12 protein-coding genes are annotated in these 17,101 nt (G+C 61.4%); 11 read left to right on the forward strand and 1 reads right to left on the reverse strand.

Going from position 1 to position 17,101, the window contains the following annotated elements; all coding sequences use genetic code 11:
- Positions 1–39 precede the first annotated feature (39 nt).
- Together choW and choV are read left to right on the forward strand one after the other, a co-directional pair.
- Complete coding sequence (gene choW, locus HX807_RS13550; RefSeq protein WP_003216909.1) at positions 40–885, forward strand: choline ABC transporter permease subunit; 846 nt, start codon at positions 40–42, stop codon at positions 883–885.
- Positions 882–2,060, forward strand: coding sequence for a choline ABC transporter ATP-binding protein (gene choV / locus HX807_RS13555; RefSeq protein WP_003216907.1), 1,179 nt, complete (start codon positions 882–884; stop codon positions 2,058–2,060). Before choW ends, choV begins: the two co-directional genes overlap by 4 nt.
- A 154-nt stretch (positions 2,061–2,214) precedes the next feature.
- Here the strand turns inward: choV and HX807_RS13560 are convergent, their stop codons facing one another.
- Positions 2,215–4,149 (reverse strand): BCCT family transporter, encoded by a 1,935-nt coding sequence (locus tag HX807_RS13560; RefSeq protein ID WP_371316476.1) that lies wholly within the window; start codon positions 4,147–4,149, stop codon positions 2,215–2,217.
- A 376-nt stretch (positions 4,150–4,525) separates the two neighbouring features.
- Here HX807_RS13560 and betI point away from each other — a divergent pair, with 376 nt between their 5' ends.
- The 9 genes from betI (at position 4,526) to HX807_RS13605 (ending at position 17,014) form a co-directional block, all read left to right on the forward strand.
- The gene (gene betI, locus HX807_RS13565) at positions 4,526–5,119 is read left to right on the forward strand and encodes a transcriptional regulator BetI (RefSeq protein WP_003216902.1); all 594 of its coding nucleotides are present in this window, start codon (positions 4,526–4,528) and stop codon (positions 5,117–5,119) included.
- A gap of 61 nt (positions 5,120–5,180) precedes the next feature.
- Positions 5,181–6,653, forward strand: a complete 1,473-nt coding sequence (gene betB, locus HX807_RS13570; protein ID WP_003216900.1) for a betaine-aldehyde dehydrogenase — start codon at positions 5,181–5,183, stop codon at positions 6,651–6,653.
- A gap of 196 nt (positions 6,654–6,849) precedes the next feature.
- Positions 6,850–8,553 (forward strand): choline dehydrogenase, encoded by a 1,704-nt coding sequence (betA, locus tag HX807_RS13575; protein WP_008434047.1) that lies wholly within the window; start codon positions 6,850–6,852, stop codon positions 8,551–8,553.
- Positions 8,554–8,764: 211 nt separating this feature from the next.
- Positions 8,765–10,207 carry a TldD/PmbA family protein gene (locus HX807_RS13580; protein WP_008434050.1) on the forward strand — a complete coding sequence of 481 codons (1,443 nt, stop codon included), beginning with the start codon at positions 8,765–8,767 and terminating at the stop codon, positions 10,205–10,207.
- Positions 10,207–11,523 carry a TldD/PmbA family protein gene (locus HX807_RS13585; protein WP_008434052.1) on the forward strand — a complete coding sequence of 439 codons (1,317 nt, stop codon included), beginning with the start codon at positions 10,207–10,209 and terminating at the stop codon, positions 11,521–11,523. The genes HX807_RS13580 and HX807_RS13585 overlap by 1 nt, the downstream gene beginning before the upstream one ends.
- A 329-nt stretch (positions 11,524–11,852) precedes the next feature.
- Entirely contained in the window at positions 11,853–12,743 is an 891-nt protein-coding gene (locus HX807_RS13590; RefSeq protein WP_003216895.1) for an alpha/beta fold hydrolase, read from the forward strand.
- 36 nt (positions 12,744–12,779) lie between these two features.
- On the forward strand, positions 12,780–14,207 hold the full coding sequence (gene mdtD / locus HX807_RS13595) for a multidrug transporter subunit MdtD (protein WP_003216894.1): 1,428 nt from the start codon (positions 12,780–12,782) through the stop codon (positions 14,205–14,207).
- Positions 14,208–14,337: 130 nt separating this feature from the next.
- Positions 14,338–15,675: an ATP-dependent RNA helicase DbpA gene (dbpA, locus tag HX807_RS13600; RefSeq protein ID WP_231988901.1), complete on the forward strand. Its 1,338-nt coding sequence runs from the start codon at positions 14,338–14,340 to the stop codon at positions 15,673–15,675.
- 160 nt (positions 15,676–15,835) lie between these two features.
- A complete protein-coding gene (locus tag HX807_RS13605; protein ID WP_177050236.1) occupies positions 15,836–17,014 on the forward strand; it encodes an NAD(P)/FAD-dependent oxidoreductase in 1,179 nt (392 codons plus the stop codon).
- Positions 17,015–17,101: the final 87 nt, after the last annotated feature.

Below are 17,101 nucleotides of genomic sequence, written 5' to 3' on the forward strand. Positions count from 1 at the left end.
CGGGATGTTTTTCCTCTTCGCATGTGGACATTCACTACCATGCTGACTGAACATAAAATCCCGCTAGGCCAGTACATCGCTGCCTTCGTTGAGTGGTTGACCCAACACGGGGCCGCCTACTTCGACGCAATCGCATCGACCCTGGAAACGATGATCCACGGCGTGACGTTCGCGCTGACCTGGTTCAATCCACTGGCATTGATCGGTCTGATTGCGCTGCTCGCTCACTTCATTCAACGCAAATGGGGCCTGACCGTTTTTGTCATCGCCTCCTTCCTGCTGATCCTCAACCTGGGGTACTGGCAGGAAACCATGGAGACCCTGGCGCAAGTGCTGTTCGCCACCCTGGTCTGCGTGGTGATCGGGGTGCCGCTGGGCATTGTTGCCGCGCACAAACCGATGTTCTACACCCTGATGCGGCCGGTGCTCGATCTGATGCAGACCGTACCGACCTTCGTCTACCTCATCCCTACCCTGACCCTCTTCGGGCTGGGTGTGGTGCCCGGGCTGATTTCCACGGTGGTGTTTGCGATTGCCGCGCCTATCCGTCTGACTTACCTGGGTATCCGTGATGTGCCGCAAGAGTTGATGGACGCCGGCAAGGCCTTTGGCTGCTCGCGCCGTCAGTTGCTCTCGCGGATCGAACTGCCCCACGCCATGCCGAGCATCGCCGCCGGCATTACCCAATGCATCATGCTGTCGTTGTCGATGGTGGTGATCGCGGCCCTGGTGGGCGCCGACGGCCTCGGCAAACCGGTGGTCAACGCGCTGAACACCGCCGACATCGCCCTGGGCTTTGAAGCCGGCCTGGCGATCGTATTGCTGGCCATCATGCTCGACCGCATCTGCAAACAACCCGACGCCAAAGTAGGGGGTGATGCATGAGCATTATCCGATTCGAAAATGTCGACGTGATCTTCTCCAAAGACCCACGCGAGGCGCTCAAGCTGCTGGACCAGGGCATGACGCGCAACGAGATCCTGAAAAAGACCGGGCAGATTGTCGGCGTTGAAAACGCCAGCCTGGATGTCGAGAAAGGCGAGATCTGCGTGCTGATGGGCCTGTCCGGCTCGGGCAAGTCGAGCTTGTTGCGCTGCATCAACGGCTTGAACACCGTCAGCCGCGGCAAGCTGTTTGTGGAGCATGAAGGTCGCCAGATCGACATCGCATCCTGCACCCCCGCCGAGCTGAAAATGATGCGCACCCAGCGCATCGCCATGGTGTTCCAGAAGTTCGCCCTGATGCCCTGGCTGACGGTGCGCGAGAACATCAGCTTCGGCCTGGAGATGCAGGGCCGCCCGGAGAAAGAACGACGCAAGCTGGTGGACGACAAGCTGGAACTGGTGGGCCTGTCGCAGTGGCGCAACAAGAAGCCCGACGAGCTTTCCGGTGGCATGCAGCAGCGTGTCGGCCTGGCCCGCGCATTGGCGATGGACGCCGATATCCTGTTGATGGACGAACCCTTCTCGGCACTCGACCCGCTGATCCGCCAGGGCTTGCAGGATGAGTTGCTGGAGCTGCAACGCAAGCTGAGCAAGACCATCGTATTCGTGAGCCACGACCTGGATGAGGCGCTGAAACTCGGCAGCCGCATCGCGATCATGAAAGACGGGCGGATCATCCAGTACAGCGTGCCGGAAGAGATCGTGCTGAACCCGGCGGATGACTATGTGCGGACCTTCGTGGCCCACACCAACCCGCTGAATGTGCTGTGTGGCCGCAGCCTGATGCGCACGGTGGATAACTGCACCCACGTCAACGGCTCCATCAGCCTGGACCCGGGCGGTGACTCGTGGCTGGACCTGGCCGAAGGCAACACCATCAAGGGCGCGCGGCAGAACGGTTCGGTGCTGAACCTGCAGAACTGGGCACCGGGGCAATCGGTGGAGGGCCTGGGCCGGATGCCGACGCTGGTGGATTCGAATATCGGGATGCGTGAGGCGTTGCAGATTCGGTATCAGACAGGGAACAAGCTGGTGCTGCAGGACAACAACAAGGTGGTGGGGATTCTGGGTGACAGCGAGCTCTATCACGCCCTCTTGGGCAAGAACCTGGGCTAACAGACACCGCAAAAAAAATGTGGGAGCGGGCTTGCTCGCGAATGCGGTGTATCAGTGTCAGATGTACTGACTGACACTGCGCATTCGCGAGCAAGCCCGCTCCCACATTTTGCTCAGGTGGTGTCAGTAACGACACCACCTGTCCTTTCAACACTCAGCTATAGACACGGCCAAGGAGCTGCCGATGGCTTTCAAACTGATCGAGCACGTCCCGGGTGATCTGCTCCTGGGTGAAGCCCATCAGGTCGTATTCCTGAGACCCGTTGTGCAGGTAAACCTCGGCGCGGTAGTAGCGCGTGCGTTCTTCCTCGGGCAAGTCGTTCGGTGCCGACGAATAAGCATCCAGGCTGACCTCGTAGACAAACGGATTGCCCTCTTGCATCTCGATGCGCACACCAATGCAGCGCTTGGATTTGCCCAGCAGGGTCTGCACTTCCAGCCCCTGGTCACGCAACGCAGTCGCCGCTTCTTCCAGCGCCGGCGTGACGTGCTTGTCCATAAAGCGTTGCACGGTACCCTGGCTCGGTTGCAGGTCCAGGGCAGTCAAACGCTCGCTGAAACCACGCCGACCACGCTCGGCCAACTGCGCCTGCTCCAACTCGATCGCCACGTCCTGGCGCATCGCCTTGTGCAGGCCGAACATGAAGAACACCAGCACCACCGAGAACGGCAAGCCCGCCAGCACCACCATGGTTTGCATGGCTTCGAAGTTACCGGCGAACAGCAGGCCGATGGTCACCAGGGTGATCACCGCCGACCAGAAAATCCGCAGCCAGTGCGGCGCATCTTCGTCAACGTTGCCGCCCTTGCAGGACAGGTTCGCCATCATCACCGCGCCGGAATCCGCCGGGGTCAGGAAGAGTACGAAGCCGACGAAGATCGACACACCGATGACGATTTTCGACGCCGGGTAATGCTCAAGCAGTTGGTAGATCGCCATGGACGGCTGTTCCAGCGCCGTCTTGCCCAACTCCACCGCGCCATGGTTCACCACCAGGTCCAGGGCCGAGTTGCCGAAGATCGACAGCCACGCCAGGGTGAAGCCCAGCGGGATCAGCAGCACGCCGGCCACCAGTTCACGCACCGTGCGACCACGGGAAATACGCGCGATGAACATGCCCACGAATGGCGCCCAGGAAATCCACCAGGCCCAGTAGAACAGGGTCCACAGGCCCATCCAGCGTTCGGTCTTGTCGGCGTCGCCTTCGTACACGTACAGGTCGAAGGTCTTCAGCACGATGCCGTTCATGTAGTCGCCGATGTTCTGCACGAAGCCGTTGAGCAGGTGCAGGGTCGGGCCGAACAGCAGCACGAAAATCAGCAGGCCGCTGAACAGCACGATGTTCAGGTTGGACAGGCGGCGAATGCCGTTCTCCACACCCGACACGGCGGCAATGGTCGCCACGGTGCTCATCACGATGATCACGATCAGCAGGTTGGTGTTGCTGTGCTGCATGCCGAACAGGTTTTCCAGCCCGGACGACACTTGCATCGAACCAATCCCCAGGTTCGTCACCAGGCCCAGCAGCGTTACGAACATGCCGAAGCCGTCTACCGCGTGACCGGCCGCGCCTTTGACCCAACGCTCGCCCACCAGCGGGTACAGCGCCGAACGCAAGGCCAGCGGCTGGTTATGACGGTAGGCAAAGTACGCCACGGCCAGGCCGACCAGTGCGTAGATCGCCCAGCCGTGCAGGCCCCAGTGCAGGAACGTCAACTGCAACGCCTGACGCGCAGCGTCGCCAGTGGCCGATGCGCCTTCAGGCGGGTTGAAGTAGTGGTCCAGCGGCTCGGACGCACCGAAGTACAGCAGCGAGATGCCGATGCCCGACGAGAAGAGCATGCCGGCCCAGGCGCCGTAGCTGAAGTCCGGGGTGTCGTCCTTGCTGCCCAGTTTCAATTTGCCATAGGACGAAAACGCCAGGCCCACCACAAACACCAGGTAGGCGGCGATCACGACCATGTAGTACCAGCCAAAGCTTTTCGACAACCAGGCTTGGGCCACACCGAGCATCCTGCCGGCTTCCTGCGGGGCGATGATCAGAATCGCGGTCAACAACAGAATCAGCGCGGTGGAGGTGTAGAACACCCAACCGTTGACCCGCACCTTTTCTGGCGGGGTCTTTATAAGAGAGGCAGAACTCATGGCACAGATGCTCCGGGCAGTGCAGAGAAACACAAGGCAACGCTTGACCCGAGCCATCGATTTTTCGGCAGTCGACGGACGGGTGTATAAAGACACCCCGAAAAACCATAAACCCCCGGCGAACCGCTGTGCCGGGCTGTTTCATGGGTTTTCCCGATGTCAGGTGGCGCCACATGCACGTAGGAAATACCTGTAGGCAGCGACCATTTGTCGCAGATCTTATTCTTTGTTGATTGAACGTTCAATCAAAACAAAATAGACTGGCCCTCAAGCCGACGGACGTTTATCGCCCGTTGGCAGGCCTAAGGAGAGGTGCACGATGCCCAAGGTCGGTATGCAACCCATACGCCGCCAGCAGTTGATCGAAGCCACATTGACGGCCGTCGATCAGGTCGGAATGGGGGATGCCAGCATTGCGCTGATCGCCCGTCTGGCCGGTGTCTCGAATGGCATCATCAGTCACTATTTTCAGGACAAGAATGGCCTGATCGCCGCCACGATGCGGTACCTGATGAACGTGCTGATCGAGAACGTCACCGAGCGCCGGTTGGCGCTGAAAGATGACAGCCCGCGGGCCCATCTTCAGGTGATCATCGAAGGCAACTTCGACGCCAGCCAAGTCAACGGCCCGGCTATGAAAACCTGGCTGGCCTTCTGGGCCACCAGCATGCACCACCCGTCATTGCACAGGCTGCAGCGGATCAACGATCACCGTCTGTATTCCAACCTGTGTTGCCAGTTCCGCCGAGCGTTGCCGTTGCCCGAGGCACGCAGCGCAGCCCGAGGCCTGGCGGCCCTGATCGACGGTTTGTGGTTGCGCGGCGCCCTGTCGGGAGACGCTTTTGACACGGAGCAGGCGCAACGGATCGCTTACGAATACATGGATTTCCAATTGGCCAAGCAGGTGAGTTAGAGCACACATAAACGCTCAACTCCCGAACCGCGCCAACCACTAATGCACTTGCGAGGACTTTATGGCCCGTTTCGAACTGCAAAAACTCTACATTGACGGCGGCTACTCCGACGCTGGCAGCGATGCCACTTTCGAAGCCATCAACCCGGCTAACGGTGAAGTTCTCGCCAACGTGCAACGCGCTACCAAAGAAGACGTCGAGCGCGCTGTGGTCAGCGCCGAAAAGGGCCAGAAAATCTGGGCCGCCATGACTGCCATGGAGCGTTCGCGCATCCTGCGTCGTGCCGTCGACATCCTGCGTGAGCGCAACGACGAACTGGCCGCCCTGGAAACCCTGGACACCGGCAAGCCGTATTCCGAAACCCAATACGTCGACATCGTCACCGGCGCTGACGTGCTGGAATACTACGCAGGCCTGGTGCCCGCCATCGAAGGCGAGCAGATCCCGCTGCGTGACACTTCTTTCGTCTACACCCGTCGCGAGCCACTGGGCGTCGTGGCCGGTATCGGCGCGTGGAACTACCCGATCCAGATCGCCCTGTGGAAATCCGCACCTGCCCTGGCGGCCGGTAACGCGATGATCTTCAAGCCAAGCGAAGTCACCTCGCTGACCACCCTGAAACTGGCTGAAATCTACACCGCCGCCGGCGTTCCGGATGGCGTGTTCAACGTCCTGACCGGCAGCGGCCGTGAAGTCGGCACCTGGCTGACCGAACACCCGCGCATCGAGAAAGTCTCCTTCACCGGCGGCACCGACACCGGCAAGAAAGTCATGGCCAGCGCTTCGAGCTCTTCGCTCAAGGAAGTCACCATGGAACTGGGCGGCAAATCCCCGCTGATCATTTTCGACGACGCCGACCTCGACCGCGCCGCCGACATCGCGATGATGGCCAACTTCTACAGCTCGGGCCAGGTCTGCACCAACGGCACCCGCGTATTCGTTCCGACCGCCCTCAAAGGCGCCTTCGAAGCCAAGATCGCCGAGCGCGTTGCCCGCATCCGCATCGGCAACCCGGAAGATGAAAACACCAACTTCGGCCCGCTGGTCAGCTTCGCCCACATGGAAAGCGTGCTCGGCTACATCGCCAAAGGTAAAGAAGAAGGCGCCCGCGTGCTGTGCGGCGGCGACCGTCTGACCGACGGTGAATTCGCCAAGGGTGCCTACGTGGCCCCGACCGTGTTCACTGACTGCACCGACGAAATGACCATCGTCCGTGAAGAAATCTTCGGCCCGGTGATGAGCATCCTCACCTACGACACCGAAGAAGAAGTGATCCGCCGCGCCAACGACACCGACTTCGGCCTGGCCGCGGGCCTGGTGACCAAGGACCTGAACCGCGCCCACCGCGTGATTCATCAGCTGGAAGCCGGTATCTGCTGGATCAACGCCTGGGGCGAGTCCGACGCGAAGATGCCGGTGGGCGGCTACAAGCAGTCGGGCGTGGGCCGTGAAAACGGGATCAGCTCGCTGAACAACTTCACTCGCATCAAATCGGTACAGGTTGAGCTGGGCGACTACGCCTCGGTGTTCTAAAACCTGATTGAGCCTGGCATGGCCCATGTGGCGAGGGAGCTTGCTCCCGTCGGGCTGCGAAGCAGCCCCATGCCAGGTACCGCATTTCTTTCAGACAGAACTCGAGCGCTGACTTTGCGACTGCTGCGCAGTCGAACGGGAGCAAGCTCCCTCGCCACAAAAGCAGCCTGAACCAACTTTCACGAGGGTGCATTTAATGTCCCAAGAATACGACTACATCATTGTGGGTGCCGGCTCCGCCGGTAACACCCTGGCGACCCGTCTGACCGAAGACGAAGGCGTCACCGTCCTGCTGCTGGAAGCCGGCGGCCCGGACTACCGTTTCGATTTCCGTACCCAGATGCCAGCCGCCCTGGCGTTCCCGCTGCAAGGCCGCCGCTATAACTGGGCCTACGAAACCGATCCAGAGCCACACATGGACGGCCGCCGGATGGAGTGCGGTCGTGGCAAGGGCCTCGGCGGCTCCTCGCTGATCAACGGCATGTGCTACATCCGCGGCAACGCGATGGACTACGACAACTGGTCGAAACTGCCGGGCCTGGAAGACTGGACCTACCTGGACTGCCTGCCGTATTTCCGTAAAGCCGAAACCCGCGACATCGGCCCGAACGACTACCACGGTGGCGACGGCCCGGTCAGCGTGACCACGCCAAAGGCCGGCAACAACCCGCTGTTCCACGCGATGGTTGAAGCCGGCGTACAGGCCGGTTACCCCGCTACCTCCGACTTGAACGGCTACCAGCAGGAAGGCTTCGGCCCGATGGACCGTACCGTGACGCCAAACGGTCGTCGCGCCAGCACCGCTCGCGGTTACCTGGACACGGCCAAGAAGCGCTCGACGCTGACCATCGTCACCCATGCCCTGACCGACAAAGTCCTGTTCGAAGGCAAGCGCGCCGTTGGCGTTCGCTACCTGATCGGTGCCGCTGAAGAACGCGTTGAAGCCCGTGCCCGCAAGGAAGTCCTGGTGTGCAGCGGCGCAATCGCTTCGCCGCAACTGCTGCAACGCTCCGGTGTTGGCCCGGCGAAACTGCTGGAAAGCCTCGACATTCCGGTGGTCCACGACCTGCCTGGCGTCGGCGAAAACCTGCAGGATCACCTTGAGCTGTACCTGCAATACGCGTGCACCCAACCGGTCTCGCTGTACCCGTCGCTGCTCTGGTACAACCAGCCGGCCATTGGTGCCGAGTGGCTGTTCAACGGCACCGGCATCGGCGCCAGCAACCAGTTCGAAGCGGGCGGTTTCATCCGTACCCGTGAAGAATTCGATTGGCCGAACATCCAGTATCACTTCCTGCCGGTAGCGATTAACTACAACGGCAGCAACGGTGTGAAAGAGCACGGTTTCCAGGCGCACATGGGTTCCATGCGTTCGCCGAGCCGTGGCCGCGTGCAGCTGAAGTCGAAGAACCCACGGGAATACCCGAGCATCCTCTTCAACTACATGTCTACCGAACAGGACTGGCAGGAATTCCGCGACGGCATCCGCCTGACCCGTGAAATCATGCAACAGCCGGCACTCGACCAATACCGTGGCCGCGAAATCAGCCCGGGCATCGACGTACAGACCGACGAGCAACTGGATAAATTTATCCGTGAGCACGCCGAGACGGCGTTCCACCCGTCCTGCTCGTGCAAGATGGGCACCGACGAGATGGCCGTGGTTGACGCCGAAGGCCGCGTGCATGGCATGCAGGGTCTGCGCGTGGTTGACGCCTCGATCATGCCGATCATCACCACCGGCAACCTGAACGCGCCGACGATCATGATCGCCGAGAAAATCGCCGACAAGATCCGTGGCCGCAAGCCACTGCCGCGCAGCACTGCGGATTACTACGTGGCAGGCGATGCGCCGGTGCGTGGCAAGCCGATGCGTGAAGTGGGTCCTACTGCGCAGTAACTGATGGACCGAGGTGCTCCCTTCGCGAGCAAGCCCGCTCCCACATTTTTGACCGTGTGAACCCGATCAAATGTGGGAGGGGGCTTGCTCCCGAAGAGGCCCGATCTGACACCGCAAGACCTCCCGCCCGCCTACACTTTCCTTGATCAGCTCCCAGCCCAGGCCTACTCTGTTTGCCTGCCCGCGCCGAGCCGCCCACAAGGAAGGCCCCATGTTCGAACACCACGCCACACTCAAAAAGCAGTTCAGTGCCCTGCGCACCACCGCCGAATTCTTTTCCCTGCGCTACGTCCGCGAGTCCGGCCAGTACCTGTCGGTACGCAAGAACGTCGCCGAGCCGCCACACCTCAGCCAGGACGAAGGTGCGATGCTCACCGTGCGCCTCAATGGCGTCGAAGCCTACGCCGCCACCCACGACATTTCCCTGCCCGGCCTGCAAGCCGCCCTTGAGCGCGCCGAACAGCAAGCCCGGCTCATCAAGCCCCACGCCCTGCTCGACCTGCGCGACCAGCCAGTGTCCAGCGACATTGCCGACTACCTGTCGCCGAACCTAGACCAGCCCTTTCCGTCCCTGAGCGACTGCTACCAACTGCTCGGCGCCGAATCGGCCGCCGTGCCCAAGGACGAGCGCCTGGTGAACTGGGAAGTCAGCCTGGGCACCACCCACGTCGAACAGATCTACCTCAACAGCGCCGGCGCCGAACTGCGCCAGGCCCAGCGGTTTGTGTTCCCGGGTGTCAACGTCACGGCCTACGACGGCAACGACAGCCAGACCCGCACCCTGGGCGGCACCAACTTCGGCCAGCAAGGCGGCTTTGACGTGATCAGCCGCTTCGGCCTGGTGGGCGCGGCCCCAAAAGTCGCAGACAGCGCCCTGCAATTACTGTTGGCGCCAAACACGCCCAACGGCAAACGCGACCTGCTGCTGACGCCCGACCAGATGATCCTGCAGATCCACGAATCCATCGGCCACCCGCTGGAACTGGACCGCATCCTCGGCGACGAGCGCAATTACGCCGGCACCAGCTTCGTCAAGGCCAGCGATTTCGGCCATTTGCAATATGGCTCCAACCTGTTGAACGTGACCTTTGACCCGGACATTCCCGAGCAGCTTGCCAGCTATGGCCATGACGACGACGGTACCAAAGCCAGCAAGCAATTCCTGATCCGAGAGGGTCTGCTGCTCAAACCGTTGGGCGGGGCGCTGTCTCAATACCGTTCTGGCATGGACGGCGTGGCCAACAGCCGTGCCTGCAGCTGGAATCGCGCGCCGATCGACCGCATGGCCAACCTCAACATCGAGCCCGGCAACAAAAGCATGGCGCAGCTGATTGGCGGTATCGAGAACGGCATCCTGATGTCCACCAACCGTTCGTGGTCGATTGACGACGCGCGCAACAAATTCCAGTTCGGTTGCGAATGGGGCCAGTTGATTGAAAACGGTGAACTCAAAGGCGTGGTCAAGAACCCCAACTACCGGGCGATCTCCGCACAGTTCTGGCGCAACCTCAGCGCTGTAGGCGACGCCAGCACCTCCAGGGTCCTGGGTACGCCAAACTGTGGCAAGGGCGAACCGAACCAGGTGATCCGCGTCGGCCATGCATCGCCGGCCTGTGTGTTCAGCAATATTGATGTATTTGGGGGAGATGCCTGATGAACAACTTCAAGGCATTGGTCGATTGGCTCAAGCAGGCCATCACCGAGACAGAACAATTCCACCTCGGCTACGCCGACGAGTCCTCCGAGTTTGTGCGTTTCAACCACGGCAAAGTGCGCCAGGCCGGCCAGGTGCAACAAGCCAGCCTGAACCTGAAGCTGATCAACGACGGGCGCCACGCCGACCTCGGTATCACCCTGGCGGGCGAGCCTGAACTGGATCGCCAGCGCCTGGCCGACGGCCTGCAACAACTGCGCGAGACCTTGCCGTTGTTGCCGCAGGATCCGTACCTGCTGCTCAACCACAACGCCTGGCAAAACAAGGACCAGCAGGACCGACCACTGCCGGACCTGGCCCAGGTGCTGGAAGCAGTCAGCCTGGCCGCTGAAGGTGTGGACATGGTCGGCTTCTACGCCGCCGGCCCTATCAGCCGTGGTTTCGCCAGTTCATCAGGCGCCTTCGGCTGGCACCAGGCCAACAGTTTCAACTTCGACTTCAGCCTGTTCCACGCCAACGGTGAAGCGGTGAAAGCCAGCTACGCCGGCAACGATTGGGACAGCGTGGCCTTCGCGCAGCGTTTCAAGCAGGCCCGTGAGCAACTGGAATACCTTGGTCGCCCGCTGCACCCGCTGGCACCGGGGCAATACCGCGCCTACCTGGCACCGGCGGCCATGGAAGAGATCATCAGCATGCTGACCTGGGGCGGGTTTTCCGCCCAGGCCATCGCCAGCAAAGGCAGTCCGTTGCAACGGTTGTATGGCGGTGATCAGTCCTTGAGCCCGCTGGTGACCCTGGACGAACAGGTCAGCGGCTCCCTGAGTTCGGCGTTTTCCCGTGACGGCTATCCGCGCAGTGATGTGAAGCTGATCAATGCCGGCAAGGCTGAAGGCCAATTGGTGAACTCTCGCAGTGCTGCCGAATACGGCTTGAGCACCAATGGCGCCAGCGGCGATGAATCTCCAAGCGCCCTGCAGATGGCCGCCGGCGACCTGGCTCAGGCCGATATCCTCAAGCAACTGGGTACCGGCTTGTACATCAGCAACCTGTGGTACCTGAACTACTCCGACCAGCCCGCCGCACGCCTGACCGGCATGACCCGCTTCGCCACGTTCTGGGTCGAAGACGGCGAGATCAAGGCGCCGGTCAGCACCATGCGTTTTGATGACAGCGTTTACAACCTGCTGGGCTCGCAACTGGAAGCGCTGACCGCTGATCGGGAATTGCTGCTGTCGGCGAGTACGTACAGCCAGCGCAATACCTCGTCGAATCTATTACCGGGCGCATTGGTAAAACGCCTGACCCTGACCTTATAAGCAACGCAAAACCCATGTGGGAGCGGGCTTGCTCGCGAATGCGGCGTGTCAGCCACTACATCTGTGACTGAGGCACCGCATTCGCGAGCAAGCCCGCTCCCACAGTTGATCGCATTCCACATTTTGATTCGGTTCATCCTCAAAGCCCCACTCCAGACACCTGGCCGTCCGGCCAGTTGTCGCTCGCGAAAAACCTCGTTATAAAGGTTGGTGGCACCTAGCCACGTCCGCGCGGTAAAAAAACTCAAACAACACCCCGCCGTCCTCAACCCACTTGCACGCAAGTGATGCACGACCTTGCCCGGGATAGGGCAAGCTGGAGCGTTGACATGAACCATGGAAGTTTTGTCATTGAAAAGCTGTTCAAGCACTACAACGTTCACGTAGAGCAGCTTGGTAACAACCCAGAGAAGAAAACCGTGCTGTTGGTCAACGGCGCGCTGTCCACCACCCGCTCGTTTGCACGCACCAGCAAGTGCCTGTCCGAGCACTTCAATGTGCTGATGTTCGACCTGCCGTTCTCCGGCTATTCACGCCCGCACAACACCGACCTCGACCTTGTGACCAAGGACGATGAAGTGCAGATCCTGCGCGCTCTGGTGGAACGCTTTGAGGTCAACCACCTGGTGTCTGCCTCATGGGGCGGGATTTCCACGCTGCTGACCCTCGCCCATAACCCGCCGTCGATTGAAAGCTCGGTGGTGATGGCACTGGCGCCCAACCTCAACCAGGCCATGCTCGAATACGTAGAGCGGGTGCGCGTGCTGATCGAGGCCGATGACAAATCCGCCGTCGGCCATCTGCTGAATGAAACCGTGGGCAAATACCTGTCGCCCCGGCTCAAGCGCAACAACCACCGGCACCTGTCGACCATGGCCACCACCGAGTATCGCCAGGCACGCTTCCATATCCATCAGGTGCTGGCCCTGGGTGACGGCAACTACCTGCCGCAACTGACCCGGATCGAAACCCCGGTGCACTTCCTCAACGGCGTGCTGGACGAGTACACCCCGGCAGACGAAGCCCAACTGTTCAAGAAATACGTAGGCCGCAGCAGCTTCGCCACCGCCGAACACACCGGCCATTTGCTCGACCTGGAATCCCGCGAAGCGGCCCTGGCCGTGCACCGCGCGCTGATTGATTTCCTGGTGGGCAAACACGTGGCGTTGTCAGATATAGACGAAGGGCCTGTGGGAAAAGGAGCCGCCGATGGCGCATAATCGCCGACACATAGGCTGCTAACAAAAAGGTAACTCATGCCGAATCGCGCCCCTCTCGATGCCAAGACCGCCCGCTGGCTACCCTGGGTGGTAGCGATTGCCTTCTTCATGCAGTCGCTGGATGGGACGATTCTCAACACCGCCTTGCCGGCCATGGCTCGAGACCTGGCGGAGAACCCCTTGCGCATGCAAGGCGTAGTGATTGCCTACATGCTCACCGTGGCCCTGCTGATTCCCGCCTCGGGTTGGGTGGCCGACCGCTTCGGCACCAAGAAGATTTTCTTCGGCGCGATCATGCTGTTCAGCATTGGCTCGTTGCTCTGCGCGCTCTCCAGCACGCTGACCATGCTGGTGGGCGCCCGGGTGATCCAGGGCCTGGGCGGTGCGTTGATGTTGCCGGTGGGCAGGCTGGTGGTGCTGCGCGCCTACCCGCGCTCGGAGCTGGTGCGGATCATGGGTTTCATCACCATTCCCGGGCTGCTGGGCCCGCTGCTCGGCCCGACCATGGGCGGCTGGATGGTGCAATACCTGACCTGGCACTGGATCTTCCTGATCAACCTGCCAGTGGGCATCATCGGCTGCTACGCCGTCTGGAAATTCATCCCCGACCTGCGCGGCAGCGAACGTACGCGGTTCGACGGCGTGGGTTTCCTGCTGTTCGGCGCGGCGATGGTGCTGATCACTATCGCCATGGAAGGCCTCGGCGAATTGCACCTGCCGCACCTGCGGGTGATGTTGCTGCTGTTCGGCGGCCTCGCGTGCCTGGCGGCGTATTGGCTGCGCGCCGGGCATATCGACAACCCGCTGTTCTCGCCGGTGCTGTTCAAGACCCGGACCTTTGCGGTGGGCATCCTCGGCAACCTGTTCGCTCGCCTGGGCAGCGGCGCGTTGCCTTTCCTGGTGCCGCTGTTGCTGCAGGTGGCGCTCGGTTACTCACCGTCCGAAGCCGGGATGAGCATGCTGCCCCTGGCGGCGGCGGCGATGTTTGCCAAGTCCATCGCCCGGCCGCTGATCGAGCGCCTGGGCTACCGCGTGGTGCTGACCGGCAACACCCTGGCGCTGGGCATCATGCTGGCAAGCATGGGCCTGGTCAGCGAACACACGCCCTACCCGCTGCTGCTGAGCATGCTGGCGATCCTCGGGGCGATCAACTCGCTGCAATTCACCGCGATGAACACCGTGACCCTGATCGACCTCGACGACGCCCAGGCCAGCAGCGGCAACAGTTTGCTGTCGGTGGTGGCGCAGTTGTCCCTGAGCCTTGGGGTGGCCTGCGCCGGTGCGCTGCTGGGTGGTTTTACCGCCGAAGTGGGCAACGACGGGGTCGACACCGTGCTCGGCGCGTTCCAGTTGACCTTCGTCACCGTGGGCATCATGGCGATGCTGGCGGCGGCGATCTTCCTGCAATTGTCGCCAAAAGACGGCAAACGCGTGGTCAGCCGTGAGCACGACATTGAGCATTAACAGGCTTCTCGTCTAGAACTTGCAGGGAAAATCCCACGGGGCTGGTACACTGCGCGACATTTTGTTTTGCAGAGCCAGTCCCGTGACTACCATCGCCACCGCTTTTAATACTTTGCCCCTGTCCGCCGCCATGCTGGCTAACCTCGACTCGCTGGGTTATGTCGAGATGACGCAGATCCAGGCGCAAAGCTTGCCGGTGATCCTCAAAGGGCTGGACCTGATTGCCCAGGCCAAGACCGGCAGCGGCAAGACCGCAGCCTTCGGCATCGGCCTGCTGAACCCGATCAACCCGCGCTACTTCGGTTGCCAGGCACTGGTCATGTGCCCGACCCGCGAGCTGGCTGACCAGGTGGCCAAGGAAATCCGTCGCCTGGCCCGCGCCGAAGACAACATCAAGGTGCTGACCCTGTGCGGCGGCGTGTCCCTCGGCCCGCAGATCGCCTCCCTGGAGCACGGCGCCCACGTCATCGTCGGCACCCCGGGCCGCATCCAGCAGCACCTGCGCAAGGGTTCGCTGGTTTTGGACGGCTTGAACACGCTGATCCTCGATGAAGCCGACCGCATGCTCGACATGGGCTTCTACGACGCCATCGAAGACATCATCAGCAAGACCCCGGCCCGCCGCCAGACCCTGCTGTTCTCGGCCACCTACCCGGTGAGCATCAAGCAACTGGCCTCGAAATTCATGCGCGCGCCGCAACAGGTCAAGGCCGAAGCGTTCCACTCGGACGATCAGATCGAGCAGCGCTTCTACGAGATTTCCCCGGAAGAGCGCATGGACGCGGTGACCAAGGTCCTGGCGCATTTCCGTCCGGCTTCTTGCGTAGCCTTCTGCTTCACCAAGCAGCAAGTGCAGGAAACCGTGGATCACCTGACCTCCAAGGGCATCTCCGCCGTTGGCCTGCATGGCGACCTGGAACAGCGCGACCGTGACCAGGTGCTGGCGATGTTTGCCAACCGCAGTACATCGGTACTGGTGGCCACCGACGTAGCCGCCCGTGGCCTGGATATTGATGCGCTGGACATGGTGATCAACGTCGAACTGGCCCGCGACTCGGAAATCCACATTCACCGCGTGGGCCGTACCGGGCGCGCGGGTGAGACTGGCATCGCTATCAGCCTGGTTGCCCCGTCTGAAGCCCACCGCGCCCAGGCCATCGAGCAGTTGCAGAAGTCGCCGCTGAACTGGGACCAGTTGGACAACCTCAAGCCGCAAAGCGGCGGCCCGTTGCTGCCGGTGATGAGCACCCTGTGCATCGCCGCCGGCCGTAAAGACAAGGTTCGCCCGGGCGATATCCTTGGCGCACTGACCGGTGAAGCCGGGATTCCGGGGGCCCAGGTCGGCAAGATCGCGATCTTTGATTTCCAGGCGTTCGTGGCCGTTGAACGCGGTATCGCCAAGCAGGCGCTGCAGCGTTTGAATGACGGCAAGATCAAAGGCCGTTCGTTGCGCGTGCGTATCCTGTAAAGATCTCAAGCTATACCGAGATCAAAAATGCGGGAGCGGGCTTGCTCGCGAATGCGGTATATCAGTCGACAGATTCGGTGACTGACACTCCGCATTCGCGAGCAAGCCCGCTCCCACATTTGACTGTATTCCAATTCAGAATTTGTATGAGGACATGGCTGTGCGCTCGACCGAAGTTGTGATCATTGGCGCCGGCGCCGCAGGCTTGATGTGTGCGCTGACCGCCGCCGGGCGTGGGCGCAAGGTGATGTTGATCGACCACGCGAACAAGGCCGGCAAAAAGATCCTGATGTCCGGCGGTGGCCGCTGCAACTTCACCAATATGTACACGGAGCCTGCCAACTTCCTCTCCCACAACGCGCACTTCTGCAAGTCCGCCCTGGCCCGCTACACCCAGTGGGATTTCATCGCGCTGGTGGCCAAGCACGGCGTGCCGTACCACGAGAAAAAACTCGGCCAGCTGTTCTGCGATAACAAGTCCAGCGACATCCTCGGGATGCTGCTGGATGAGTGCATCCAGGTCGGCGTGAGCATGCACCTGGACACCTCGGTGCAGGAGATTGCCAAGGTCGATGGCGGCTATCAGTTGCAAACCACCCTGGGTGAGTTGCGCTGCGAATCACTGGTGATCGCCACCGGCGGGCTGTCGATCCCGACCCTGGGGGCCACCGGCTTTGGTTACCAGGTCGCCAAGCAGTTCGGCCATGAACTGCTGCCAACCCGCGCCGGGCTGGTGCCGTTCACCATCACCGACCAGCTCAAGGAATTGTGCGGCGAGCTGTCCGGTACGTCCGTGGATTGCCTGGTGAGCTGCAACGACCAGAGCTTTCGCGAGAACATCCTGTTTACCCACCGCGGCCTGAGCGGGCCGGCGATCCTGCAGACTTCCTCCTACTGGGAACCCGGCGACACCGTGGAAATCAACCTGCTGCCCGACCACGACGCCCACACCTGGCTGCAAGCGCAACAGGTGGAGCGCCCGAACAGCGAGCTGAAAACCCTGCTGGGTGAGATCTTCACCAAGAAGATGGCCAACCTGCTGGCCGAAACCTGGTTCGTTTCCAAGCCGATGAAGCAGTACACCCACGCCGAGATTGCCGACATCGCCGGCAAACTGGGGAGCTGGCAACTGGTGCCGGCGGGTACTGAAGGCTATCGCACCGCCGAGGTCACCCTGGGTGGCGTGGACACCCGGGAAGTCTCGTCCAAGACCATGGAATCCCTGAAAAGCCCCGGTTTGTACTTCATCGGCGAAGTGTTGGATGTGACCGGTCACCTGGGCGGGTTCAATTTCCAGTGGGCGTGGGCTTCCGGTTATGCCGCTGCCCAATTTGCCTGACGGAACCCGGTAAAAAATGTGGGGGCGGGCTTGCTCGCGAAGGCGGAGTGTCAGCTAATACATCAGTGACTGATACACCGCCTTCGC

This window comes from Pseudomonas sp. D8002 (genome assembly GCF_013385695.1).
In the GTDB taxonomy this organism is placed as follows: domain Bacteria; phylum Pseudomonadota; class Gammaproteobacteria; order Pseudomonadales; family Pseudomonadaceae; genus Aquipseudomonas.